We start from the raw sequence: 23,165 nt of genomic DNA on the forward strand, positions 1-23,165 counted from the left end.
TGTGAGCGGCCGGGAGCGGAAGCGGCGCGCGCTGCTCACAGAGCGCGCGTCGCATACGCCCTGACGTCCGCGTCGGAGTCCGTCGTCGCCGTGGCGAGGGCCGCGCGGGCGGCTTCCCAGCCTCGGTGCCGGGTCAGGGCCAGGACGGCGGCCTTGCGGACATCGGCATTCGGGTCGGCCAGGGTCTTGGCGAGGACGGGGAGAGCCGTGTCGGGGTGGGCCACGGACAGCGCGGTGGCGGCACCGGCGCGCACCTGCCAGGCGGGATCGGCCAGCGCGCTCACGGCCCGCGCGGCGAGCGGCACCGGGCAGCCGGTGGTGCCCAACGCCCCGTAGGCGGCGGCACGCACCAGGGCGTCGGGGTCGTCGACGAGTCCGACGAGGGCCGCGTGGACGGCGTCGAACCCGGGGGCGACGCCCGCATCGGAGGGCGTGCTGTCACCGGAGCCTGAGTCAGAACCAGAGCTGGAGCCGGAGTGAGCGTCGTCGTCGCCGGAGCCGTCGCCGCCTGGGACGGAGCTGTCGCCGGGGACGGAAGCGAAGGCGGACGGTGAGGTGTCGTCGAGGCGTCCGGCCGCCACCGTGGCGAGTGACTTGGCGATCGTGACGCGGACCTCGCGGGACGGGTCGGCGGTCGCCGCGCGGGCCAGTTCCTCGGCGGCGTCGACGGACACCAGGGCGCGGACGGCCTCGATACGGACGGCGATGTCGGCGTCGGTGAGAGAGCCCGCGAACAGGGCGGCGTCGCCGAGGCGCAGAGCACGCAGTACGTCCAGGGCCGCGGCGCGGACGACGGGGTCGGGCTCGGCCAGGGCGGCGGCGAGGCCGTCGCGCAGGGCCGGCTCCGCGGGCAGGGTCTCGACGAGTTCGCGCAGCGAGGCCGCGGCGGCGGCACGCACCTCCGCCGAGGGGTCGCGCAACGCCTGTGCGAGGGCGGGACCGGTGCCCGGCGGCACCGTCTCGGTGAGGACGGCGACGGCCTCGCGCCGGACAGCGGCCGCCGCGTCGCTCAAGTAGGGCAGCAGGGCACCGAGTTCGGGCTCGTCCTCGGCGAGGGCGACCAGTTCGAGAAGACGGACGGACGACTGAGGGGAGGACTGATCGAGGCCGGGTTCGGGCGTCGCGAGCGCCGAGGCGTTCGTGGACTGCCGAGCGGCTGTCTCGGGCCCGGTGGCGACGGGCGCCACGTCCCGTGAACCGGCCGTGGCCACGTCCTCGGGGTGCACTTCGCCGAGCGGCCGGGACGGGCCGCCGACGGGGGCGAACTCGTCGACCGGAACCAGATACGGGGCCACCGGCCGGGCCGTGAACTCCATCGCGCCAGAGGGGGACTTGTGCAGATCGAGGTGATGGAACCAGGAGGCGTCGTCGCGACGAGGGTGGTCGAGGCGGTCGTGGTAGAGGCCCCAGCGGGACTCGGTACGGGCCAGCGAGGCACGCGCGGCCATCTCCGCGCAGTCACGGATGAAGGAGACCTCGGCGCACCGCATCAACTCGTGCGGAGTACGGGCACCCATCGCGGCGATGTCGTCGCGCATCCGCTCGAAGGACTCCAGGGCCAGCGACAGCCGCGCGCCCGACTTCGGCGGGGCCACGTAATCGTTCACGAAACGGCGCAGCTTGTACTCGACCTGGGGCTGCGGCGGACCCTCCGGGTTGCGCAACGGGCGGTAGATCAGCTCGTGCGCCTCGCGCAGTTGGTCGGCGGGAAGCTCACCGTCGTACGCCTTGTACCGGGCCGCGTCCGAGCCGGCCAGATCGCCGAAGACGAACGCGCCGATCATGTAGTTGTGCGGGACGCACGCCAGGTCACCGGCGGCGTAGAGGCGGGGGACCGTCGTGCGGGCGTGCTCGTCGACCCGTACGCCCGAGGCCGAATGACCACCGCACAGGCCGATCTCCGAGATGTGCATCTCGATGTCGTGCGTGCGGTAGTCGTGACCGCGCCCGGAGTGGAAGGTGCCTCGGGTCGGACGCTCGGTGGAGTGCAGGATCGACTCGAGGGCCGAGATCGACTCCTCCGGGAGGTGACTCAGTTTCAGGTACACCGGACCCCGGTCGCTGGCGACCTCCGCCGCGAACTCGGCCATCATCTGGCCCGACCAGTAGTCGGAGTCGACGAAGCGTTCGCCGTGCCGGTTGACCTGGTAGCCACCGAAGGGATTGGCGACATAGGCGCAGGCGGGGCCGTTGTAGTCCTTGATCAGCGGGTTGATCTGGAAGCACTCGATCCCGGTCAGCTCGGCCCCCGCGTGATAGGCCATGGCGTAGCCGTCGCCCGCGTTGGTGGGGTTCTCGTACGTGCCGTACAGGTAGCCGGAGGCGGGCAGGCCCAGGCGGCCGCAGGCGCCGGTCGCGAGGACGACCCCGCCCGCGCGGACGGTGACGAACTGCCCCGTGCGGGTGTTGAAGCCGACCGCCCCGATGGCGCGTCCGTCCTCGGGCGAGGTCAGCACGCGCACCGGCATCACCCGGTTCTCGATGCGGATCCGCTCCCGCATCTCGCGCCGCCGCAGCTGCCGGTACAGGACCTTCTTGACGTCCTTGCCCTCCGGCATGGGCAGCACGTACGAGCCGGAACGGTGGACCTGGCGGACGGCGTAGTCGCCGTGCTCGTCCTTCTCGAACTTCACGCCGTACGACTCCAGGCGCTGCACCATGGCGAAGCCGCGGGTGGCGGTCTGGCGGACGGTGGACTGGTCGACGATGCCGTCGTTGGCGCGGGTGATCTCGGCGACGTAGTCGTCGGGCTCGGCGCGACCGGGGATGACCGCGTTGTTCACGCCGTCCATGCCCATCGCGAGGGCGCCGGAATGCCGGACGTGGGCCTTCTCCAGGAGCAGGACGTCCGCGCCGCGCTCGGCGGCGGTCAGGGCCGCCATGGTGCCGGCGGTACCGCCGCCGATGACGAGGACGTCGCAGGTCAGCTCCTCGGCGTCGCCGAGCGCGGGGATCTGGAGGAGGGTGTCCACCGGAATGCCTTTCAGGTGCTGAGTGAGGTCAGGACATCGCGTCGCAGCGCCACGCGCGCGGGGTCGTCATGGGCGGCGCGGTCGCGTGGACGCGGCACGTCCCGTACGGCGACGAGGCGGCCCGCGCCGAGGAGGGCCACGCGGTCGCCGAGGAACAGGGCCTCGTCCACGTCGTGGGTGACGAAGACGACGGTCGCGCCCGTGCCGTGCAGCACCTCCACCAGCAGGTCCTGCATGCCGGCGCGGGTCTGGGCGTCGAGGGCGCCGAACGGTTCGTCCATGAGGACGGCGCGCGGCTCCGCGGCGAGGGCCCGGGCCAGTTGCGCCCGCTGGCGCTGGCCTCCGGAGACACGGTGCGGCAACTGCCGGGCGCGGTCGGCGAGTCCGACCCGCTCGAGCCAGGCCGCCGCCCGCTTCCTGCGCTCCGCGCGCGGTGAGCCCTGGATGGCGAGGGGCAGTTCGACGTTGGCCAGCAGGCTGCGCCACGGGAGCAGGGCGTCCTCCTGGAAGACCAGCGCACGGTCCGCCGCCGGTCCGCCGATCGGCCGGCCGTCCTGTTCCACGGCTCCGGTCAGCGCGGGCAGCAGCCCGGCCAGCGTGCGCAGCAGCGTCGACTTGCCGCAGCCTGAGGGGCCGACGACGGTGAGGATCTCGCCCGGCGGGACGTCCAGGTCGACGTCGGCCAAGGCGGCGGCGTCGGGGCGGCCGAGGGTGGCCGCGCGGAGGGTGAGCCGGGTGCCGCGTACGGCCGTACCGGTGGCCGTGGTGGTGGCCGCGTGCGCGGTGTCGGTACGGGTGGTCTCGCGGGTCTCAGACGAGGTGCTCATCGCGGGCCTCCTCGGGTTCGGGTCCGGTGGCGACGGCGGGAAGGACCACCGGTGCCGGAGCGGCCGATCGGGGACTCTTCGGCCGGGCCCGGCCGGTGGGGACGTACGACGTGCGGGGCAGCCAGCGGGTGAGACGGCGGCCGAGGAGTTCCACGGCTGTGGACGTGGCCCAGCCGAGCACGCCGATCGTGACCATGCCGACGAACACGCCCGGGTAGTCGACGACCGTGTAGTCCTGCCAGGTGCGGTATCCGACTCCGTACTGGCCGGAGATCATCTCGGCGGAGATCACGCAGATCCACGACACTCCGATGCCGACCGACAGGCCGCCGAAGATGCCCGGCAGCGCCCCGGGCAGGACGACCGAGCCGAGGATCCGCCACCGGCCACCGCCCATGGTGCGGACCGCCTCCTCCCATCCGGGGGGCAGCGCGCGGACGGCGTGCCGGGTGGAGACCAGGACCGGGAAGAAGGCGGCGGCGAAGGTGATGAAGACGATGCCCTGCTCGTTGGAGGGGAAGAGCAGGATCGCTACGGGTACCAGGGCGATCGCGGGGATCGGGCGGACGACTTCGAGGACCGGCCCGAGCAGGTCCTCGGCCAGGCGCGAGCGCGCCACGAGCACGCCCGTGGCCACGCCGAGGACGGCGGCCAGGAGGAATCCGGTCACGATGCGGGTCAGGCTGTCGGTGAGGTCGGTCCAGTAATCGTCACCGGCCAGGCGGTCGGCGAAGGCGTGGGCCACATCGGCGACCGTGGGGAACTGCGAGAAACGCAACCACAGGTCGACGTTCAGGCTGGTCAGCAGCTGCCACAGGCCGAGCGCGGCCGCCACCGAGGCCACCCGCAGCGCATACCGGATCACGACGCCCGCCCCAGCGCCTCGGTGTACGTGACGACGCGGGCGCCGCCGTGGGCATCGACGTAGGCCTGGGCGGTCGCCGGGGCGACGAACGGCAGAAGCGTCGCGCCGTCGGCCACCCAGACGGCCTTGTCGGCGAACCACAGGGTGCCGGTGGTGGCGTCGGGGACATAGGCGGCGCGGATGCCGTCCTTGTGCTGTGCGACGTAGGCCAGCAGCTCGGCGGGGGTCTTGAAGGTACGGGTCTCGGTGGCGTCCTTGGACCAGACCTCGCTCGCGGCCGGTGCGGGCGTGGCGGCGAGCTGCTGCGCGTAGGACGTGCCGAGTGCCTTCTTCACGTACTGGTCGTCGACGAAGGAGTCCACGTCGACGTCTCCGGTCAGCTTGGCCGCCTTCAGGATCGAGACGTCCTCCTTGAGCGCGGCGACGAGCTGCGGCTTGATGGCCGGGTCGAAGGTCGAGATGCCGTGGGCCCCGTTGTAGAGGTAGACGACCTCGGCGGGTAGGCCGGTGGCCTTGGCGACGTTCTCGGCGGCGGCCACCGGGTGCGTGTCGAGGTAGTCGGTGGCTTGCGCCTGAGCCTTCAGGAACGCCTCCAGCACGGCCGGGCGCTTCTTCGCGAAGTCCTCGCGGGCGGTGACGCCGTGGAAGGTGGGCAGGTCCAGCTGGGCGCCGTCGTACAGGGCCTTCGCTTTGCCCTGGTACGCGAGCAGGCCGGGCCAGGCGACGAACTGCGAGAGCGCGTCGGCGCTGCCCGCGGAGAGGGCCGACGCACCCACGGCCGGCTGCTGGTTGAGTTTCTCGATGTCCTCGGCCGGGTCGAGGCCGGCGCGCTGCAGGGCCCGTACGAGGGTGCCGTCGGCGGCGGAACCGATGCTGGTGGAGACCTTCTTGCCCTTGAGATCCTCGATGGAGGCGAGCTTGGAGCCGGGCGCCGTGACGATGGTGTTGAGGCCGCCGCGGAGGTTGTAGCCGGTGACCGAGACCAGGTGGGTGGGCTTGCCGAGCTGTTTGCCGCGGGCCGCGTTGATGAGGAGCGGGAAGTCGCCCATCGAGCCGATGTCGATCTTCCCGGCGGTCATCTGCGCGGTGATGGGGGCGCCGGTGGCGTAGTCCTGCCAGTCCACTTTGTAGGTGGTGCCGTCGCCGAGGGCGTTCAGCTCCTTCTCGAAGTAGCCGAGTGAGCGCAGCAGGGTGCCCGCCGTCACGGTGTTGATGGTCTTGGACTGGTAGCCGACGGTGACGGTGACCGTGGAGCCGCTACCGGCCTCGGCGCTGCCGCATCCGGTGAGGGGGAGCAGCAGGAGGGCGGCGGACGCGGCTGTCGCTTTCGGTTTCATGGAGGTTCGGGCCTTTCACCGGAGCAGGTAGGGCATGTTGACCGTGACGGCACCGGTGGGACAGCGAGCCGCGCACGGGCCGCAGTACCAGCACTCGTCGACGTGCATATAGGCCTTGCCGTTGCTCTCGTCGATGGCGAGGGAGTCCAGCGGGCACATGTCCACACAGAGCGTGCAGCCGTCGATGCACTTCGACTCGTCGATGGTCACGGGCACATCGGCCCGCTGGGGTGCCAGGGTCATGGCTGTCTCCAGAAAAGTCCCGAGAAATCCTGAGAAATCCCGGTCGGCGGTGAACCGATGAGGTCGTGCCGGACGATGAAGGGTTGTGGGCGGTGAAGGGAGCGGCGATGGAAGCGGGGGAAGCGAGTGGAGAAGCGAGCGGACATGAGGACGAGCGGGAGGGCGGAGACGGGGGCGGAAAGGCTGCCGGTGCGAGAGGTCAGAGGGAGCGGTGCAGCAGGCCGCTCATCGAGATGCGGTCTCCGCGGAAGCGGATGAACTCCAGGTCCACCGGGCGGCCGTCGGCGAGGTGCGTGAGGCGTTCGAGCATCAGGACGGCCGCGCCACGTGGTGCCTCCAGTACGGCGGCGGAGTGGGCGTCCGCGTTCACCGCCTCCAGGGTGATCTCGGCGTGGCCCAGTCGCTGCCCGGTGACCGCCTCCAGGAGCCGGAAGACATCGGTGTTCTCCAGGTCGGCGCCGAGCAGGGCGGTGCCGATGTCGAGCGGGATGTAGGTGAGGTCGAGAGAGAGGGGGAGGCCGCCCAGACGGCGCAGGCGTTCGATGTAGAGCACGTCGGTGCCGGGCGGGACGTGGAGGCGGTCGGCCACCGGGGCGGGCGCGGCGACGGGGCCCATCGTGCGGACCTCGTTGGTGACGTGACCGTGCTCGTGCAGGGTCTCCGCGAGGCCCATCAGACGGTCCAGGCCGTGCGGGTACTTCTGCGCCACGACGACCGTGCCCACGCCGGGCAGGCGCTCCACCAGTCCCTCTGCCCGGAGGAGGTCGAGTGCCTGGCGGACGGTGTTGCGGGAGGCGCGGTAGTCACCGGCGAGGGTCGACTCGTGCGGGAGCGTGCCGTCCGGGAAACCGTCGGTGAGCAGCTGGCGGCGCAGGAGGTCCGCGAGCTGTCGGGCCTGGTCCGCGCGCAGCCGACGACGCGCACGGTGGGCGGCGACGGTGGTCGCGCCCTGGCCGGCGTGGTCTCGGATGCGGTCGGTCGGTGGCATGTTTCGAACCATAGCGAGCTGGTAGGAAAAGCGGTGTTGCCGGAGTGTTGCGCCACCTGCGGGAGTGTCAGAAAAGGAGCTGACCTGGTGAAACGGGACCGGCGTACACAAGATCTGCCACGTCGGGGCGACGCGGTGAGGCCGATGCGCGGTCTGCGCGAGAGGGTCTACCGGAGAAGGCCTGTGCGAGAGGCACACGCGAGAAGGCACATGCGGGAGGCCCACGGGAGACGGCCGTCGCGACCAGGTGGTCAGGGCAGAGCCGCCAGGGCGAGGCCGTCAGGACAGCGCCGTCAGTCCTGGGGCGAAGGTGATCAGCAGGGGCAGCAGTGGCACCAGCGTGGCCACCGTCGTCGTCAGCGCCCGCTGTCTGCGGAGCAGGCGCGGCGGAGGCTCGAGCAGACGGTCGACCCGCTCGCCCAGGAGGCGGTGACTCGAGGCGCAGGACAGGACGCCGCGGTGCTGGTTCAGCTCGATCAGGGCGAGCGCCGTGGTCAGGTGACCGCAGCGGCGGGACGCCGTGTCGTCGGCGGCGAGTTCGACCAGGCGGTGGGTCTGGTCGCAGAAGTGGGAGAAGAGCGGAATACGGGGGAAGCCGGTGGCAAGGGCGGTCGACAGGTGGAGCAGCCAGTCGTGGTGGGCGCGGGCATGGCCGCGCTCATGGGTGAGGACGGCGTCCAACTGGTGGGAGGTGAGGCGGTGCAGGGCGCCGGTCGTCACGATCAACTGGGGTGGATTGCCGGGCATCCACCAGGCGTCCGGATATTCGTCCTCGAGCACCAGCAACGGTCCGCGGGCGGACGGCAGGCCGGCGGGCAGGTCGGGGGCGCGTTCCCGCAGGTGGGCCCTGGCCCTGCCGCGGCGTCGGCGCGCCTCGACGAGCTCACGGGCGAGCATCGCGGTGGTCCAGGCGGCCCCGCAGGCCAGCAGCAGGGTGAGGGTCGCGGCCCACAGCGGGGCGGCGGAGAGGTCGTACGCCTCGGAGACCCCGGGCGGCGCGGGGGCGAAGACCCGGGCGCGGACGGTGTGGAACACGGCGGCGGCGCCCAGGGTCAGGGCGGCCACACAGCACAACAGGACCGTGGCGACCAGGCACTGCCAGACCCACAGCCCGAGCACGGGCTCCCGCTCGGGCCAGGCGGACCGGGTGAGCGCACGGGGAGCCGGCACGGCGGCGGACAGGGCGACGACGCTCAGCAGGAGCAGGCAGAGGGTCATGCCATGGGCTCCGGATCCTGGTCGGGAAGGGGGCGTGGGCCACGTGCGCGCGGGGTGCTTGCGGCGTACCCGCGGGCGTGCGGCCTGCCATGGGCGGCGGGCTCGGCACGAGAACCGTGCCCGCCGCCAGTATGACGGCGGTTACGCCGGGAGTCAGCCCACGACGACGCTCCGGTTCAGCCCACGCCGACCCGGCTCGACGGCCTCGCCACCGTCGACCCCCTCACCACCGGCTTGGCCACCGGCCCTGGCTGCGACGACGGCTCGGGCGCTGCGGCCGTCCCTGATCCCGCCGCTGCAGCCGCCCTCCGCTCCCCCCGCCCTCCGCTCCCCCGCCCCGCCTTCGCCCCCGGTGCAGATGCGGGCGCCGGGTTCACTCACACCTACCCCACGCCCACGCCCGCTCCCACTTCCGCTCTCACACCAGGGCCCCTGGGCGCTTCACCCGGCGATCACCTGGCCGCTCACCTCTCCCAGGCCTACTCGCGCTCCGCCGGGACCTGGGGCCCATGCCGACAGGGTCACCACGTCGCCGTCCTCGAGGAACGTGCGCTTGCCGTCGGGGAGTTCCAGCGGATCACGGCCGTTCCAGGTCAGCTCCAGCAGGGAGCCGCGCTCGTGCGGCTCGGGGCCGCTCACCGTGCCCGAGCCGTACAGGTCGCCCGTGCGCAGGGAGGCGCCGTTGACGGTGAGGTGGGCGAGTTGCTGGGCGGCCGTCCAGTACATGCTGGAGAAGGGCGGGTCGGAGAGCGTGTGACCGTTGAGCGCGACAGAGATGCGCAGGTCGTATCCGCCGGATTCGGCGGCCGCGTCGTCGAGGTAGGGGAGGAGGGGGTGGGTCCGCTCCGGGGGCTTCACCCGCGCGTGCTCCAGGGCTTCCAGCGGAGTGATCCACGCCGACACCGACGTGGCGAACGACTTGGCGAGGAACGGGCCGAGAGGGACGTACTCCCAGGCCTGGAGGTCACGGGCGGACCAGTCGTTGAGCAGGCACAGGCCGAATACGTGCTCACGGAAGTCGGCCAGCGCGACCGGACTGCCCTGCCGCGAGGGCACGCCGACCACGAAGCCGACCTCGGCCTCGATGTCGAGCCGCACCGAGGGCCCGAAGACGGGGGCCGGGTCGTCGGGTGTCTTGCGCTGGCCCGACGGGCGGACGACGTCCGTGCCGGAGACCACGACCGTGCCGGCCCGGCCGTGGTAGCCGATCGGCAGATGCTTCCAGTTGGGCAGGAGGACGTCCCCGGCGTCCGGACGGAAGATCGCGCCCGCGTTCCGGGCGTGGTGCTCGGACGAGTAGAAGTCGACGTAGTCGGCGACCTGGAAGGGAAGGTGCAGGGTCACGCCGGCAAGGGGATGGAAGAGGGATTCGACGGTGGGCCGGTGGACGGGGTCGGTCACCCACTCCGTCAGGGCGCGGCGCACCTGCGACCAGGTCGCGCGTCCCGCCGCCAGCAGCGGGTCGAGCGTCGGCGAGGCGAGCAGGCCGACGTGTGGCGAGCCGAGAGCGCGGGCCGCCGCGCCCGCGTCGAGGACATGGTCGCCGAGCCGGACGCCGACGGTCCGCTCCGTGGAACCCGGGAGGGAGAAGACGCCGTACGGGAGGTTGTGCGGACCGAAGGGATCGCCCTCGGGAAGGTCGAAGGGGGGCATCGGGTACTGCCTCTCTTTCGTGCGCTCTTTGGTGCTCGCCATGTAGGGCTCGCCGGACCCCGAGCGGGTGTCGCGCGGGTGCGCCGAGCCGCGCCACACGTTACGGCTGACGTCGCGGAAGTGACATGGGGGCCGGACCGGCGAGGTCCGTCGGCCGGCCGCTCTCCGCTTCCGGTCGCTCACCCGAAGTGGTCCACCGGCCGGTACGCAATCTTGACGGAGCGGTGCGAAACGGGAGACTCTGGGCGGGTGCTGGAAGGCCTCGGGGAGGGGGCCTTCCCCTGGCACACCTGGGGGGCGGATGGCCATAGGGGAGGCCGGCCTCGGGTCGGCGCGGCGTGGCTCACGGCCGAAGCGGCTGGAAGCGACGATGCGCGACAGACTCGGCCGGGTATGCGTGTACGTACCGTCGTGCAGATTCGGGCTGTACGTGGCCTTGCGCCACTGGTGCCCGCCGGGCGGACGGGTACTGATGTCGCCGGTCAACGACGACGTGATCTTCTTCGTCCTGCTGGCGGCCGGACTGCGGCCCGTGCAGGCGCCGTTGAACCCGCTGGACGCGTCGATCGACGTCGATGCCGTGCCCGACGAGGTGTGGGGGTCGCTCTCCGGCGTCCTCACGACGAATCTGTACGGCAGTCCGGACGACACACCACGTCTGCGGAAGAAGTGCGACGCACTGGGTATCCCGCTGTTCGAGGACGGGGCGCATGCCATCGGCAGCGAAGTGGGCGGCAGACCGGTCGGGGCCTGGGGGGACGCCTCCGTCTTCAGCCTCTCCAAGCATGTCGGTGCCAAGGCCGGCGGCTTCCTGGCCTGCGCCGACCCGGGACTGCGCGAGGCCCTGGAGAAGACCTGCGAGGACCTGCTGCTGCCGGCACGGCTCACGGCGGAACTCGCCTACACCGTCCGGCCGTACGCGGAGGCGGCCGTGCGAGGGCTGCGGTTGCGGCGGGCCGCCTGGGCCACGATGCGGCTGCTCGGGCTGATGGAGCGGGAGGAGATCCGCATGCCGCTGCGGTCGGCCGAGCTGGCCCGCGCCGTCACCGTGGCGCCGGACCTCACTGCGCACGACTCCTGGGTTCGCGTCGACATGCACGACTACCGGCTGCGTTCAGGTCCGCTGAGAGCCGGCCGCATCGCCCGCAGGCTCGACCACCTGGACGAGGTGCTGGCGGCCTGCCGGGCGGGCACGGAACTGCTTACGGCCACACCGTGGGCACGTCCCGGCGCCGCCCGCGCCGACCGGGTCCAACCTCTCTTCCGCGTACCCCTGTTCGTCGCCGACCGGGACGCCGCGAGGGCGGCGCTCGCGCGGCGGGGCATCGTCGTCGGGTACCTCTACGATCCGCCGCTGGACGACTACGCGGGTGCCGCCTTCACCGACCCGTCGCCCGATCCCGCCGGGGCCCGCTGGTTCGCCCGGCACGCGTTGCCCGTGGATCCGCTGCGGGCCCGGCGGGTCGTCGAGGTGCTCCAGGAGTCCGGCGTACGGCCGGCCGAGGCGCCGGGAGGGCTGGAGCCGACCCGTGGCTGAGACACAGGCCGAGATCCAGGTGCCGGAGTCCTCGGCGCCGCCGGTCGGCAGAAAGACGGCCGGCGCGCCACCGCCCGACCGGCCGGACGACCGGACCCGCGGCTCCGAATCCCTGTTCAGGAACGCCTACTTCCTGATGCTCAGCACGGGTGTGTCCGCCGTGCTGGGCCTGGGCTTCTGGCTGATGGCCGCCCGCTACTACTCGGAGGAGGCCGTCGGCCAGGGCTCGGCGGCGATCGCGGCGATGCGGCTGCTGGCCAGCATCACGGCGACGACGATGATCGGAGCCGTCGTCCGCTTCGTGCCGCGCGCGGGACGGACCACGGGCTCGCTGGTGTGGCGGGCGTACGCGGTCAGCTCGGCGGTCGTGGCCGTCGCCGCCTTCGCCTTCCTGCTCACCCTGGATATGTGGGGGGCGACGTACGCGCCGCTCGGCACGGCCGCAGCGGGGGCGGCGTTCATCGTCGCGTGCGTGGCATGGGCGTTGCTCACACTCCAGGACGGGGTGCTCACCGGCCTGCGCAGGTCGGGCTGGGTGCCCATCGGCAACGCGGTGTTCTCCGTCGGCAAACTGATCTTGTTGGTCGTGTGCGCGACCGCACTGCCGGTGCTCGGGATCTTCGTGTCCTGGGCCCTCGCGATCGCGTTCTCCACGCTGCCACTGGGCTGGTTGATCTTCCGCCGGCTGATTCCGCGCCAGGCTGCCGTCGACCACGACCTGGAGCCGCCGCAACTGCGCGAGATGGGCCGCTTCCTGGCCGGGGACTCGCTGGGCGCGCTGTTCAGCCTGGCGATGATCAACCTGCTGCCGGTGATGGTCGCGGTCCGCTTCAGCGCGGCGGAGAACGGCTACTTCTACGTGGCGTACACCGTCGGCGGGACGATGGAGTTCATGGCCATCAACATGGCCTCCTCCCTCACCGCGCACGCCTCCCACGATCCGCGCCAGCTCGCCGAGGGCGTGCGGGGGGCGTTGCGCCGGATGACGCTGCTGCTGGTGCCGGTGGTGCTGGTCCTGGTGGTGTTCGCCCCGCAGATCCTGCTGCCGTTCCACGAGGACTACGCCGAACACGGCACCACCGTGCTGCGGCTGCTGGCCGCCGGGGCGCTGCCCCGGGTAGTGGTCGAGCTGTACATCGGAGTGCTGCGGGTGCAGGGCCGGACCGGGGTGCTCGCCGCGCTCCAGGGCGCCATGTGCACGCTGGTGCTGGGCAGCGCCGCCCTGCTGTTCGCCCCGGCCGGGATCGCGGGTGCGGGCTGGGCGGTACTGATCAGCATGACGCTGATCGCCGCCGTCTCCGCCGTAGGTCTGCGTTCCGCGCTGCGCCGCGACCGCCGTCCGTCCGCCGTCGGCCGTTCCTCCGCGGCCCCGGCCTACGGCACTCACTGGGCGCGGCTGAACGCCACCGCCGGGTACGGCACGAACTGGGCGCGCCGAGCGGCTCAGGAACGCGAGGGCGTCGATGAGGACACGGTCACCCTGTTCATAGGACGCCCCGGCTACGAACGCGAGGCGCTGCAAGCGGACACGCTCGCGCTGATAAGGCGGACCCCACAAGAGTCCGAGGCTCTCAAGGGAGGCAGGGGGGAGGGGACCGAGCGGGGGAAGGGCACCGAGCGGGGGAAGGGGGCCGAGCGAGGGAAGGGGGCCGAGCGAGAGGAGGGGATCGAGGCAGGCAAGGGGAGCGAAGAGACCGGGAAGATCGAGAAGGCCGGGACCGCGAAGGCCGGGTCCGTGAAAGCCGCTTCTGCGAAGGCCGGGGCGTGGGGCCGGTCGACAGGGGAGGCCGCACGGGACCGGTCCGCGTCGGGTGGGGGCCGGGAGTGGTGCGGGTCGGGCGGGCGTTGGGATCGGTGGGTCTCGGGCGGGTTGTGGGGTCTGCTCGGCGTGGCGACCGTGGTCTTCTGGACGGCGTTGCGTGATCTGCCGTGGTTCGACGGCCCGTCCGAGGACGTACTGACCGGACGTCAGCTGCTGGCGGCGCTGCCGCTCGCGGCGCTCGTCGCGGGGGGTGTACTGCTCGTGGTGTTCGTCGGCGCGGTGACGCTGCGCGCTGCGCGCGGGGCGCTGCTGCCGGGGGCGGCGCTGGGTTCGGTGCTGCTCGCCCTGTACGCCGTACCCTCCGCCTTCGGCCGGGAGCCGTCACCGCTCGGTGGGGCGTCGTACGCGAAGGCGGCCGGTCACCTCGCGGAGGGGATGGGGCTCGACGGGCCCGAGCCGCTGCTGCGCTGGGCACCGCCGGCCGTGCAGCTGCTGTGTCTCGTACCGCTGTGGCTGCTGCTCGCGCGGGCGGATCGGTGGTTGACGTGGCCCGGGCGCTGGGGCGTCCTGTATCTCGTCGCGGTGGGCGGCTGGGTGTGGCGGCAGGAGCTCGCGCCGGTGGTCCTTCCTCTGTTCGTCGTCCTCGTCCTCGTCCTCGCCGTCGTGTCCGTGTCGCTCGCCACCCGTGGCCGCGCGGGTGCCGGACAGCCGCGCGGCGCGGTCGCGGTCAGCGGGACGGCACCGGCTGGTGGAAGTAGCCGTTCTTACCCGCCTCCCGGTAGCCCTCGAGACCAGGGCCCTCGTTGACGGTCAGATCGCACACGGGTTCCTCGGAGGTCGGCCGGTTCCAGTGGACCAGCGCCTTCACCTCGGGGAGCTTCTTCACGGCGGCGGGGATCTGGGTGTACCAGTCGCGCTGGCGCTGCGGGGCATCGGCGTCGGGTGCGGTGGCGAACTCGGCCAGCATCACCGGCTTTTCGTCGCTGATGTTCTCGCGCAGCCACTCGTAGGCGGGCTGTTGGCTGCGCAGGAAGTCCTTCCAGTCCGTGGTGCCGTGGCACTGGTAGTAGTTGTACTGGTCCATGGCGATCCAGTCGACGTACTCGTCCCCGGGGTAGAGCGCCTTCATGTCGGCCGCGCTGCCGAGGTAGCCGGAGACGGTCCACACCCACACCGCGTTGTCGGCCCCCAGTTCACGGAACCGGTCGCGCACATGGCGGTACGCGGCGACGAACTCCTCCGGGGTGCCCGCGCCTTCCTTGATGCGGGCGTCGGTCTCCTGGTCGAAGGAGAGGAAGACGCGTTTGCCGTAGGCCTTGATACGCCGGATCTGCGGATCGAGGAGTTCCTCGTCGAGCCTGCCGGACGCGATGTTCTTCCAGCCGAGCTGGGTCTCCGTCCAGTTCTCGTGGTGCGGCTCGGTCCAGACGGTGGACTCCCAGGCCAGCATGAGCAGCCTGTCCTTGCCGAGTTCCTGTTCGTCGGGGGTGAGCAGTTCCCCGTCGAGCCTGGTGCCCGACATGTCGTGGTAGTTGTAGACGAGGTCCAGCTTGCGGCCGATCCTCTTCTCGAAGCCGTACACGGCGTCCTTGAGCGAGCCGTCCTCGGTGTACGGCACGGCGGCGCCCCACCAGGCGCCGCACGGCGGGATCAGCGTGTCGGTGGGGGCGCACGAACCGGTGGGCAACTCACCCGAGGCCGCGTTGTCGGGCAGGGCGTCCGTGGCGGAATCCGGTTCCTCGGCGCGGCCGGCCCAGATGCCCAGCCCGGCGAGCAGCGCGGCCACCGCCATCAGCGCGACGGCCGTGCAGATGCGCCGGGCGCTCTTCGCATCTCTTGGCGTGCCGCCCGCCCGGTTGCTCCCCGAGCCGCCAGCCGGGCCGCTGTCGGGGCCGTCCGGCCGGCCGCTCACCGGGCCGTCTGCCCACGTGCTTCGCGGGCCGTCCGCAGGCTCGCTCCGCGGGTCGTCGCCCGGGTTGCTGCCCGGTTCGCCCTCAGGATCGTTTCGCAAGCCGTTCCGTGAGCCGTTCCGCGAAGCGGGGTCCGAGCCGTCCCCCGGCGGGTTACCGGAGCCGTCCTCCCAGATGTGGTTCAAGCCGTCCCGCAACCGGTCTCCCAAGTCGTCCCCCATGTGGTGCTCCGCGTCGCTCATCACGTGCGGTTCGGCCGGCTTGCGTGGCCCTTGCCTCAGCCCTGGCGTAGGTCCCAGACTCGGCCCTGGCGTTGGCGTTGGCCGCGCATGCCGCAGCCGATGCCGTCCCGTCATGTGTCACTGCCGCCGGAAGGCCTGCGCCTGACCCTGGCGCGCTCGACCGCGCCGCGCCGAGCGGCGGGCAGCGGCAGTCCCGGCAGTGCCGCGGTGACCGTGGTGAAGCAGGCGAGTGAGACCAGGAAGGCGGTTGTCGAGAAGGCCTCCACCAGGAACAGCGAGGTGGCGGTGAGGACACCGAGCGAGAGGCTGATGGGCGCGGCGAGCGCGATCGCCTCCAGTCTGGCGCCGGAGGCCAGGCGGCCCGGCTGCGGATGGAGCGCCGCGCATCCGGGACCGAACAGGACGAACAGCAGCACCGGGATCCAGCGCACCGGGGACGGCCCAGGCAATGCGGTGACGGCCAGTGCCGACCAACCAGAGGCCGCGACGAGCACTCTCCGATGTGTCGAGGTGAACCGGGTGAACCGGGTGACCCGGGTGAACCGGGCGGACCTGGCGGACCTGGCGCCATCGGCCCCCTTGGTTTCCGAGACCTCGCCCATGACTCCGCTGCCCATGACTCCGCTGCCCAGGTCTCCGCAGCCCGGGTGCGCGTAGCCGGGATCCCCGTGGCCCGGATCCCTGTAGGGCGGATCCCCGTGGCCCGGGTCGCCGTAGGCCGGATCTCCGCGGCCCCCGTCGGCGGTGTTCTCGTTGTCGATGTCCTCGGAGTCTCTGGTCGTCACTTCGATCACCTTGGGCTCATCTGGGCTCATGTGGGGTCATCGGCCGGCCGGGCGGTACTCCAGGACGACGCCGTACGGATGGCTCTCGACGGTCCGGAAGAGGGGCGAGGCGGTCAGCTTCGAGCGCAGGGTCTCGAAGCCGCCGGGCGGCAGCAGACCCTCGCCGGCGGCGTAGACGTCCTGCGTGTGAGTGAGGACGACGTACGCCTTCGCGCCCGGTGGAATCCCGTCCGCGAGGTAGCCGGCGGGGTCCTTCAGCATCTTCTCGTTCTCGGGCAGGGCCTGTTCGGCGAAGAACCAGTGCTCGAGACGGTCGTAGCGGTGGAGCGCCTGCGGGAAGGAGCCGCTGGTGGCGAGGATCAACGAGCCGTCGGGAGCGTTGTCGAGGGCCTTGGTGACCAGCGCGCTCTCCTCCGGCGGCGTGTAGAACATCTTCTCCTTGCCGTAGTAAGACGGCAGGAAGCCGGCCAGCAGGGCCAGCAGGACGACCGGCAGGGCGAAGGCCGCCGCCCTGCGCCGCAGTGCCTTCGCCCTGCTGCGGTGCGTCCCCGCGACGGCAGGGACGAGCGCGGCGGCGGCGAAGAAGGCCGCGCCGGGAAGGGCGAACAGATAGACGCGGAAGAGCATCTCGCCGCCGTAGTCGTTGACGGCGAACAGCGGTACCGGGGCGACGGACACCAGCAGCAGGGGCAGGGCGCTACGGGTCAGCCGACGCCGCAGTACGACGGCGGCCCCGGCGAGGACGGCGATCGCGAGCACCATCACCACGTTGGCGGTGCCGGCGAGTTCCGGTCCGGGCCCGGTGAGCTGCCCCGTGTAGCCCGCACGGGAGTTCTCGGTCAGCTCGCCGATCGACTTCCTGATGGTGTTGAGCGTCTCGACGAACAGCGGCCGGCCCATCGTCAGGTCCCAGGTGAGCATCAGCGTCGCGGCGACCGCCAGCAGCCCGTAATTGCGGTAGCGGCGGGTGAGGCTGAGCGCGACCAGACAGATGGTGAGCATCACCGGGGTGAGCTGGTGCGTCGCGTTGACGGCGGCGATCAGCGGCGCCAGGATCACCACGCACACCGCGCGCTGCCTCCTCCCCGTCGGCGGCGGTACGGGCGCGGCCACCGGGTCGAGGAAGGTGCGGTCGCGCAGTCGTCCGGCGGACCCGGGCCGCACGAAGTGCCGCAGCACCACCGCGAGAACCGTCAGATGCAGCAGGTAGGCCAGCGCCTGCGGGGCGAAGTAGTCCTGGCCCACCCAGTTGGCGAGCTGGAAGATCCACACGGCGGTCCAGATGAGCCGCCAGTCCTCGCAGAAGGTGCGGTAGATCAGGACCAGCACCGGCATCATGAGCAGGCCGACGACGATCGGCGCCCAGTTCGCGTAAACGGCGGCGTTCTCCACGCCGAAGGCGCGCACGAGGCCCGCGTTGAGGGTGAAGAAGCCCGGCCACTGGTCGTATGCGGACATGTTTCCCGACAGCGCCGCGCCCGGCCGCAGCTCACCGTTGGTGAGCAGCGTGTCGACGATGGCGTCGTGCTTGGACGCCCACGGGTAGCGCACGGCGTCGTACAGCACCGCCGGTGGCGCCTTCAGCGCGAGGAGCAGCGCGGCACAGTGCGCGGCCGGCCACCAGGGCGCGGTGCCCGCGCGCCGCAGACTGAGGACGAAGCCGGCCGTGAGGACCAGCAACGAGAGGTAGTAGGCGACCGGCAGCCGGTCCAGCAGGCCGTAGTCGCCCATCTCGCGGAAGCCGATGCGGGGCAGCGCGTACACCCACAGGGCGGTGGCGAGCAGCAGCGTCAGCAGACCGGCGTCCGGCCGACGTCGTGGGACCCGCCAGGATCTGCGACCACCGCCGCTGTTCGGGTCCGGGCTGCCCGGATCGCCAGGACCGCTGTGACTACCGGGACTACCCGAAGGGCGGGGGACAGCGGCAGTGCTGGGACTACCGGAAGGGCTGGGACCAGCGGGAGCGCTCGGGCTGCCCGGTCCGGCGGAGAGGTCGGGGGTGGGCAGCTCGCTGCTCTCGGTGCTCGGTACGGGCACGTGGTGTTGCACGTCGAGGCTCCCCTCCCTCATGCCAACTATAGGAATTTCTACTTCTTTTCACACCAAAATCGTCGAACCCGCCTCAACCTGCGAACACCGGTCCCTGTACGACGGCGCGGGCGCGGCGGTACCAGCGCCAGCCGACCGTCTTCGGTCCGTCGCGGTACGGGGCGACACGGGCGCCGGATCCCGCCAGCCAGCCCAGGATGTCGGCGACGGTGTGACCCCGGCGCACGATGAGCCGGGCGATGCGGTACTGCTCGTCGCGGTCCGAACTGAGCGCGTGCCGCACGGCGGTGGCCGTCTCGTAGCCCGCGGCGACTGCCGTCCGCCGTACCCGGCCGCTGTTGTAGCCGTGCGGGTAGGCGAGGTGGCGGACCCGGTGGCCGAGCGCGTCCTCCAACACCGAACGCGATTCCCGTAGTTCGTGCGCCAGCGCCCGGGGCGCGAGGGTGTCCAGCTGGGCGTGGGTGACGGTGTGGCTGCCGATTTCCATGCCGTACCGCTCGAGTTGCGCCGCCTGCTCCAGCGTCATCATCGGCGCGGGTGGCAGCAGGCTGCGGCCGCCCCGGGTGATCGCTCCGGTGGTCAGGTAGGCGGTGGCGGGCAGCCCGCGCCCGGCCAGCGCCTCGGCGGTCGCACCGGGCAGGTCGGCGAAGCCGTCGTCGAAGGTGAGCAGCACCGGCCGGGGCGGCAGCGGCGCCCGCCCCGCGAGGTGGTCGGCGAGCGCGCTGATCGTCACGGGCGTACGGCCGCTGTCCACGACGGCGTCCAGATGCCCCGCGAACTGCTGCGGACTGACGGTGAACTCGGCGATCCAGCCGGGCGGTTCCTCCATCACGGCGTGATACAGAAACACCGGGATGCTGCCGTTGCTGCCGTTGCTGCCGTTGCTGCGGTTGCTGCGGTTGCTGCGGTTGCTGCGGTTGCTGCGGTTGCTGGCGTTGCTGCCGTTGCTGCGGTGGCCGCCGTGGGCTCCGTCTGGCCTGTGCGCGGGTGCCGTCATCGGACAGCACCCCGCAGCGCGTGCCGGGCCCGCAGATAGCCCACCGGCCCGTAGAGCATGCCGCGCCGCTGGAGCCGGGAGAGCCGGGTGGGCCAGGCGTGGGTCCGGGCGTCGTGTCCGCCGGGCGCGCCGTCCGCCGCGGGCTCCGCCTCCCGGCTCGCCGTCAGCGTCCGCGCGTGGGCGAGCCCCCTGGGCAACCGGGCCAGGAACGCGGGCAGCAGGCCGGGCCGGTTGACGAGGATCGCCGTGAGGTAGGCGGTCAGGCCGGCGCCGTAGCCGTACGCCTGGGTCTCCAGATCCCGCCAGGTCTCCCGGTGGTGGTGCCAGACCAGGGCTTGCGGCGTGTAGTGCAGCCGGTGGCCCCCGGCGAGGACCCGGACGAATCCGTAGAGGTCGTCGCCGCCCCGCGCGAGCGTCCCCGCGCCGGTCGCCGGGTCGAAACCGCCGACCGCCCGCAGCACCTCCCTACGGAAGGCCATGTTGGCGCCGGAGCCGAAGCGGCCCGCGGTGAACGGGAACAGCGGTTCGTCGGCGGGCGGGTCCCGCGGGTCGTACGTACGGGCCGAGAAGCCCTTGGCGAAGCCGCCGTGGCTCTCCAGGAGAACCTGGGCAGGGGTCCGCAGCCCGGCCGGCAGGATCAGGCCGGTGGCGCAGCCGAGGCCCGGGTCGGCGGTGAAGGGCGCGGTGAGTTCCGTGAGCCAGCGCGGGTCCGCCACGACGTCGTCGTCGGTGAAGGCGATCACCTCGCCGTGGGCGGTCGCGACGCCCTGGTTGTGTGCGACGGCGAGGCCGGGCGTCGGTTCGGTCACGTACCGCACGTGCTCGGCGTACTTGCGTTCGATCAGATCCAGCGTCGCGTCCGTCACGGGCGCGTTGTCGACGACGACGATCTCGAAGTCCGGGTGATCCTGGGCCAGCAGCGAGTCGAGGGCGTGGGCAAGTCTTTCGGCGCGCTCCCGGGTGGCGACGACGACGGTGGTGAACGGCACGGTGGCGTTCGGGGCGGCGGTAGCGGTCGGCGCGGTGGCGCTCGGGGCGGTGGCGGGCGGCACGGTGGCGTTCGACGCTGTGGCGGGCGGCACGGTGGTGGTCGGGGTGGTGGTGGTCGGGATTGTGGCGGCGATCGGGGCGGTGGCGGCGGTCTGGGCGGTGACTTGGGCGGGCCCCGTGTCAGGCGGCCCGGGTGCGTGCTCACGCGAGGCCAGGCCCATCAGGACGGTCTTCGGGTCCGCGCCCTCCGGTACCGACCCGAGCAGCGTTCCGATCGGTCGTCCGCCCCTTCTGACCAGCACGAACACCTCGCCGTGCGTCACGGGCGGACTCCCGGGCCCCGGTCTGAGGACGCCCCCGCCGTCCAGCTCGAGCTCGGCGACCTGCACCGGCTCGATGTCCAGGAACCGCTGTATCTCCTGCTGTGCGCGTGCAGCGCGGTACATGCATCCCCCTTGTCTCACGCCAGTCGTTCCTGTCACGCGGCGTGTGCCTTGCCGGCCGGACCGGTGCGGGCACAGCCGGAGCCGGTCACGCCTGTCACATCCGTGGCGCCGGTCACGACGTCGGGCCCGACGGACGGTCGGCCGGCGCCGCTCGTCACGGTCGGCGCAGTCGGCCCGCGCCCTTCAAGGCCCGTGCGGCCGCCGCGGCGAGCCTCGGCCGGTTGCGCACGAAGTGGTGCGCCCGGCGGGACGGCTCACGGCTGAGCCAGTAGAGGACGGCGCCCGCCCCCGGACGCGACCACGCCCCCTCGTACACGGGCACCTCCCCGGTCTTCAGCGCGTCCTTGTACTCGGCCGCGCCCCGCCCCAGGTCGAGCAGGCCGATGCCCTCGGCCGCGGCCGACTCGGCCATCCGCAGATGCAGCACCAGGCCGGGCGAGAACTTCGCGAATCCCGGTTCGTACGCAGGGAACCAGCAGGCCAGGACCGTCGACGAACGCAGCCCGAAGTGCGCGGCGATCGGCTGGTCACCGGCGTAGAGGACGGAGAGCGTGCCGGAGCACTCCGGCGCGCGGGTCACGGAGAGCGCGTCCACGAGCCGGGTGATCCACTCCTGGGCGAACCGGTCCCGGCGACCGGTCCTGCGGTACTGCGCGGACTTCCACCCCATGAGCGTGCGCAGCGCGGCCGGATCCCGTTCGTCGAACACGAACCGCAGCTCCCCGACCTGGCGGCCGAGCCTGCGCTCCTTGGCGAGAGTCGTCTTCAGGAACTTCGGCGACTGGGCCCGCAACACGGACTCGTAGGTCTCGTAACCTTTTTCCACGTCGATGACATAAGAGGCGTACTCCGCCGCCGCGTGCGGGGTGAACAGCCCCTGCCCCGCCTCCAGGTTGTCGAAGGCGAAGCTCGACAGGGCGCACGCCCGCATCAGTTCGGCCGCCTTCAGTCCGAGACCCGGGGCCAGCACCGCGCCCTGCGCGTCCGAGACGCCGTACGCGAGGGCCTGCCCCTGTCCGAGCCGGCCCCGCTCGTGGGGCAGGAAAGCCGACCGGCTCCCGCCCCTCGTACACCACCGCCACCCGCGAGCGTGGCCTCACCAAGCCCACGGCGTCGGTGAACTCCGGTTCCATGAACGGGTTCCGCGGAAGCCCGGACGCGGCACGCAGCGCGCGCCACCGCTCCCTCTCCCCCTCGCCGAGATCCTGCGGCCCCAGCACACGAATGCGCCCACTGCTCAACCCGACCCCCCGATCAAGTCCCCCCTGGACACCTGGACGGTACCGCTCCACCCGGGCATCGCGGTAGGTAGCGTCACATGTTGCTGCCAACCGGTGCAGAGGCCTTTAACCGTCCACTACCCGGCGAGGTGTCAGAAAGCCGTTCCATTGAGTCGGTCGGCAGCCAGTCGTGAGCCAGGCACACAAGGGGAGTTGGCAGAACCGGACAGGACTTCGACGTCGTCCGGTTCGCGTCGAACCCGGGGACCCCGGGATCCGTATTCTCTGATCATGGCCGCACCCACCGCATATGCCGCGCGCACCGCGTACTCCCTCATCGCCACCGACCTGGACGGGACGCTGCTCCGCGGCGACGACACCTTCTCCGACCGGTCGCTCGACGCGCTCGCGCGGGTGGCGAGCGCCGGCGCACGCCACCTGGTGGTGACCGGACGGCCCGCGCCCCGGGTGCGCCCGCTGCTCGACCGGCTGCACAGCAGGGGGCTCGCGGTGTGCGGGCAGGGGGCGCAGTTGTACGACGCCGGCGCGGACCGTCTGCTGTGGTCGGTCACCCTGGACCGGGAGCTGGCCGAGACCGCGCTCGGCAAGATCGAGGCGGAGGTCGGGCAGCTGTACGCGGCCGTCGACCAGGACGGGGTCGACGGGCTGACGCTCATCGAGCCGGGCTACCGGATGCCCCACCCGACGTTGCCCGCCCTGCGGGTCGATCGACGCGACGATCTGTGGTGCGAGCCGATCAGCAAGGTACTGCTGCGCCATCCGACGTTGTCCGACGACGAGTTGGCGTCGACGGCCCGCTCGGTGGTCGGCTCCCTGGCCACCGTCACCATGTCGGGGCCGGGCACGGTCGAACTCCAGCCCTGCGGGATCACCAAGGCGACGGGTCTGGCCCTGGCCGCCGAACACCTGGGGCTGCGGCCCGAGGACACCGTCGCCTTCGGGGACATGCCCAACGACATCCCGATGTTCGACTGGGCGGCGCGAGGCGTCGCCATGGCCAACGCCCACCCGGAACTCAAGGCGGTGGCCGACGAGGTCACGACGTCGAACGAGGACGACGGCGTGGCCGTCGTCCTCGAAAGACTGTTTCCGTAACCGGCTAC

The 23,165-nt window shown here is 72.0% G+C and carries 16 protein-coding genes and 1 pseudogene; 3 read left to right on the forward strand and 14 right to left on the reverse strand.

Annotation, left to right across the window (positions count from 1 at the left end; genetic code table 11):
* Positions 1 to 35: 35 nt before the first annotated feature.
* From QF030_RS24695 to fahA, 8 genes are all read right to left on the reverse strand, one after another.
* Positions 36 to 2,972 carry a fumarate reductase/succinate dehydrogenase flavoprotein subunit gene (locus tag QF030_RS24695; protein ID WP_307164821.1) on the reverse strand — a complete coding sequence of 979 codons (2,937 nt, stop codon included), beginning with the start codon at positions 2,970 to 2,972 and terminating at the stop codon, positions 36 to 38.
* Between the two features lie 11 nt (positions 2,973 to 2,983).
* Positions 2,984 to 3,799 carry an ABC transporter ATP-binding protein gene (locus QF030_RS24700; protein WP_307164822.1) on the reverse strand — a complete coding sequence of 272 codons (816 nt, stop codon included), beginning with the start codon at positions 3,797 to 3,799 and terminating at the stop codon, positions 2,984 to 2,986.
* Positions 3,783 to 4,664: an ABC transporter permease gene (locus QF030_RS24705; RefSeq protein ID WP_307164823.1), complete on the reverse strand. Its 882-nt coding sequence runs from the start codon at positions 4,662 to 4,664 to the stop codon at positions 3,783 to 3,785. The genes QF030_RS24700 and QF030_RS24705 overlap by 17 nt, the downstream gene beginning before the upstream one ends.
* Positions 4,661 to 6,001, reverse strand: a complete 1,341-nt coding sequence (locus QF030_RS24710; RefSeq protein ID WP_307164824.1) for an ABC transporter substrate-binding protein — start codon at positions 5,999 to 6,001, stop codon at positions 4,661 to 4,663. The genes QF030_RS24705 and QF030_RS24710 overlap by 4 nt, the downstream gene beginning before the upstream one ends.
* 15 nt (positions 6,002 to 6,016) lie before the next feature.
* On the reverse strand, positions 6,017 to 6,244 hold the full coding sequence (locus tag QF030_RS24715) for a 4Fe-4S dicluster domain-containing protein (RefSeq protein WP_020130156.1): 228 nt from the start codon (positions 6,242 to 6,244) through the stop codon (positions 6,017 to 6,019).
* Between the two features lie 199 nt (positions 6,245 to 6,443).
* Entirely contained in the window at positions 6,444 to 7,232 is a 789-nt protein-coding gene (locus QF030_RS24720) for a GntR family transcriptional regulator (protein ID WP_307164825.1), read from the reverse strand.
* Between the two features lie 279 nt (positions 7,233 to 7,511).
* Positions 7,512 to 8,450 (reverse strand): M56 family metallopeptidase, encoded by a 939-nt coding sequence (locus tag QF030_RS24725; protein WP_307164826.1) that lies wholly within the window; start codon positions 8,448 to 8,450, stop codon positions 7,512 to 7,514.
* Positions 8,451 to 8,891: 441 nt separating this feature from the next.
* Positions 8,892 to 10,103 carry a fumarylacetoacetase gene (fahA, locus tag QF030_RS24730; protein WP_307164827.1) on the reverse strand — a complete coding sequence of 404 codons (1,212 nt, stop codon included), beginning with the start codon at positions 10,101 to 10,103 and terminating at the stop codon, positions 8,892 to 8,894.
* 301 nt (positions 10,104 to 10,404) lie between these two features.
* Here fahA and QF030_RS24735 point away from each other — a divergent pair, with 301 nt between their 5' ends.
* Together QF030_RS24735 and QF030_RS24740 are read left to right on the forward strand one after the other, a co-directional pair.
* Positions 10,405 to 11,640: a DegT/DnrJ/EryC1/StrS family aminotransferase gene (locus QF030_RS24735; protein WP_307164828.1), complete on the forward strand. Its 1,236-nt coding sequence runs from the start codon at positions 10,405 to 10,407 to the stop codon at positions 11,638 to 11,640.
* The gene (locus QF030_RS24740; protein WP_307164829.1) at positions 11,633 to 14,209 is read left to right on the forward strand and encodes a lipopolysaccharide biosynthesis protein; all 2,577 of its coding nucleotides are present in this window, start codon (positions 11,633 to 11,635) and stop codon (positions 14,207 to 14,209) included. Before QF030_RS24735 ends, QF030_RS24740 begins: the two co-directional genes overlap by 8 nt.
* Here the strand turns inward: QF030_RS24740 and QF030_RS24745 are convergent.
* The 6 genes and pseudogenes from QF030_RS24745 to QF030_RS24770 form a co-directional block, all read right to left on the reverse strand.
* Positions 14,130 to 15,314 (reverse strand): glycoside hydrolase family 26 protein, encoded by a 1,185-nt coding sequence (locus QF030_RS24745; RefSeq protein WP_307164830.1) that lies wholly within the window; start codon positions 15,312 to 15,314, stop codon positions 14,130 to 14,132. The genes QF030_RS24740 and QF030_RS24745 overlap by 80 nt on opposite strands.
* A gap of 350 nt (positions 15,315 to 15,664) precedes the next feature.
* Positions 15,665 to 16,339, reverse strand: a complete 675-nt coding sequence (locus QF030_RS24750; RefSeq protein WP_307164831.1) for a hypothetical protein — start codon at positions 16,337 to 16,339, stop codon at positions 15,665 to 15,667.
* 36 nt (positions 16,340 to 16,375) lie between these two features.
* Positions 16,376 to 18,388: a hypothetical protein gene (locus tag QF030_RS24755; protein ID WP_307164832.1), complete on the reverse strand. Its 2,013-nt coding sequence runs from the start codon at positions 18,386 to 18,388 to the stop codon at positions 16,376 to 16,378.
* A gap of 73 nt (positions 18,389 to 18,461) precedes the next feature.
* Positions 18,462 to 19,217 carry a polysaccharide deacetylase family protein gene (locus tag QF030_RS24760; RefSeq protein WP_307167680.1) on the reverse strand — a complete coding sequence of 252 codons (756 nt, stop codon included), beginning with the start codon at positions 19,215 to 19,217 and terminating at the stop codon, positions 18,462 to 18,464.
* A 164-nt stretch (positions 19,218 to 19,381) separates the two neighbouring features.
* Entirely contained in the window at positions 19,382 to 20,821 is a 1,440-nt protein-coding gene (locus tag QF030_RS24765) for a glycosyltransferase (RefSeq protein ID WP_307164833.1), read from the reverse strand.
* 154 nt (positions 20,822 to 20,975) lie between these two features.
* Positions 20,976 to 22,041: pseudogene (locus tag QF030_RS24770) on the reverse strand (GNAT family N-acetyltransferase).
* A gap of 291 nt (positions 22,042 to 22,332) precedes the next feature.
* On the opposite strand from QF030_RS24770, the gene QF030_RS24775 reads away from it, so the two are divergent.
* A complete protein-coding gene (locus tag QF030_RS24775) occupies positions 22,333 to 23,157 on the forward strand; it encodes an HAD family hydrolase (protein WP_307164834.1) in 825 nt (274 codons plus the stop codon).
* Positions 23,158 to 23,165: the final 8 nt, after the last annotated feature.

Origin of the sequence: Streptomyces rishiriensis (genome assembly GCF_030815485.1) — a bacterium.
GTDB classification, from domain to species: domain Bacteria; phylum Actinomycetota; class Actinomycetes; order Streptomycetales; family Streptomycetaceae; genus Streptomyces; species Streptomyces rishiriensis_A.

Bases quoted from the DNA above. Each gene is read 5' to 3' on its own strand.
- QF030_RS24700 (WP_307164822.1), bottom strand. From the start codon at position 3,799: ATGAGCACCTCGTCTGAGACCCGCGAGACCACCCGTACCGACACCGCG.
- QF030_RS24710 (WP_307164824.1), bottom strand. From the start codon at position 6,001: ATGAAACCGAAAGCGACAGCCGCGTCCGCCGCCCTCCTGCTGCTCCCC.
- QF030_RS24715 (WP_020130156.1), bottom strand. From the start codon at position 6,244: ATGACCCTGGCACCCCAGCGGGCCGATGTGCCCGTGACCATCGACGAG.
- QF030_RS24720 (WP_307164825.1), bottom strand. From the start codon at position 7,232: ATGCCACCGACCGACCGCATCCGAGACCACGCCGGCCAGGGCGCGACC.
- QF030_RS24725 (WP_307164826.1), bottom strand. From the start codon at position 8,450: ATGACCCTCTGCCTGCTCCTGCTGAGCGTCGTCGCCCTGTCCGCCGCC.
- fahA (WP_307164827.1), bottom strand. From the start codon at position 10,103: ATGCCCCCCTTCGACCTTCCCGAGGGCGATCCCTTCGGTCCGCACAAC.
- QF030_RS24735 (WP_307164828.1), top strand. From the start codon at position 10,405: ATGGCCATAGGGGAGGCCGGCCTCGGGTCGGCGCGGCGTGGCTCACGG.
- QF030_RS24760 (WP_307167680.1), bottom strand. From the start codon at position 19,217: ATGGAGGAACCGCCCGGCTGGATCGCCGAGTTCACCGTCAGTCCGCAG.
- QF030_RS24765 (WP_307164833.1), bottom strand. From the start codon at position 20,821: ATGTACCGCGCTGCACGCGCACAGCAGGAGATACAGCGGTTCCTGGAC.
- QF030_RS24775 (WP_307164834.1), top strand. From the start codon at position 22,333: ATGGCCGCACCCACCGCATATGCCGCGCGCACCGCGTACTCCCTCATC.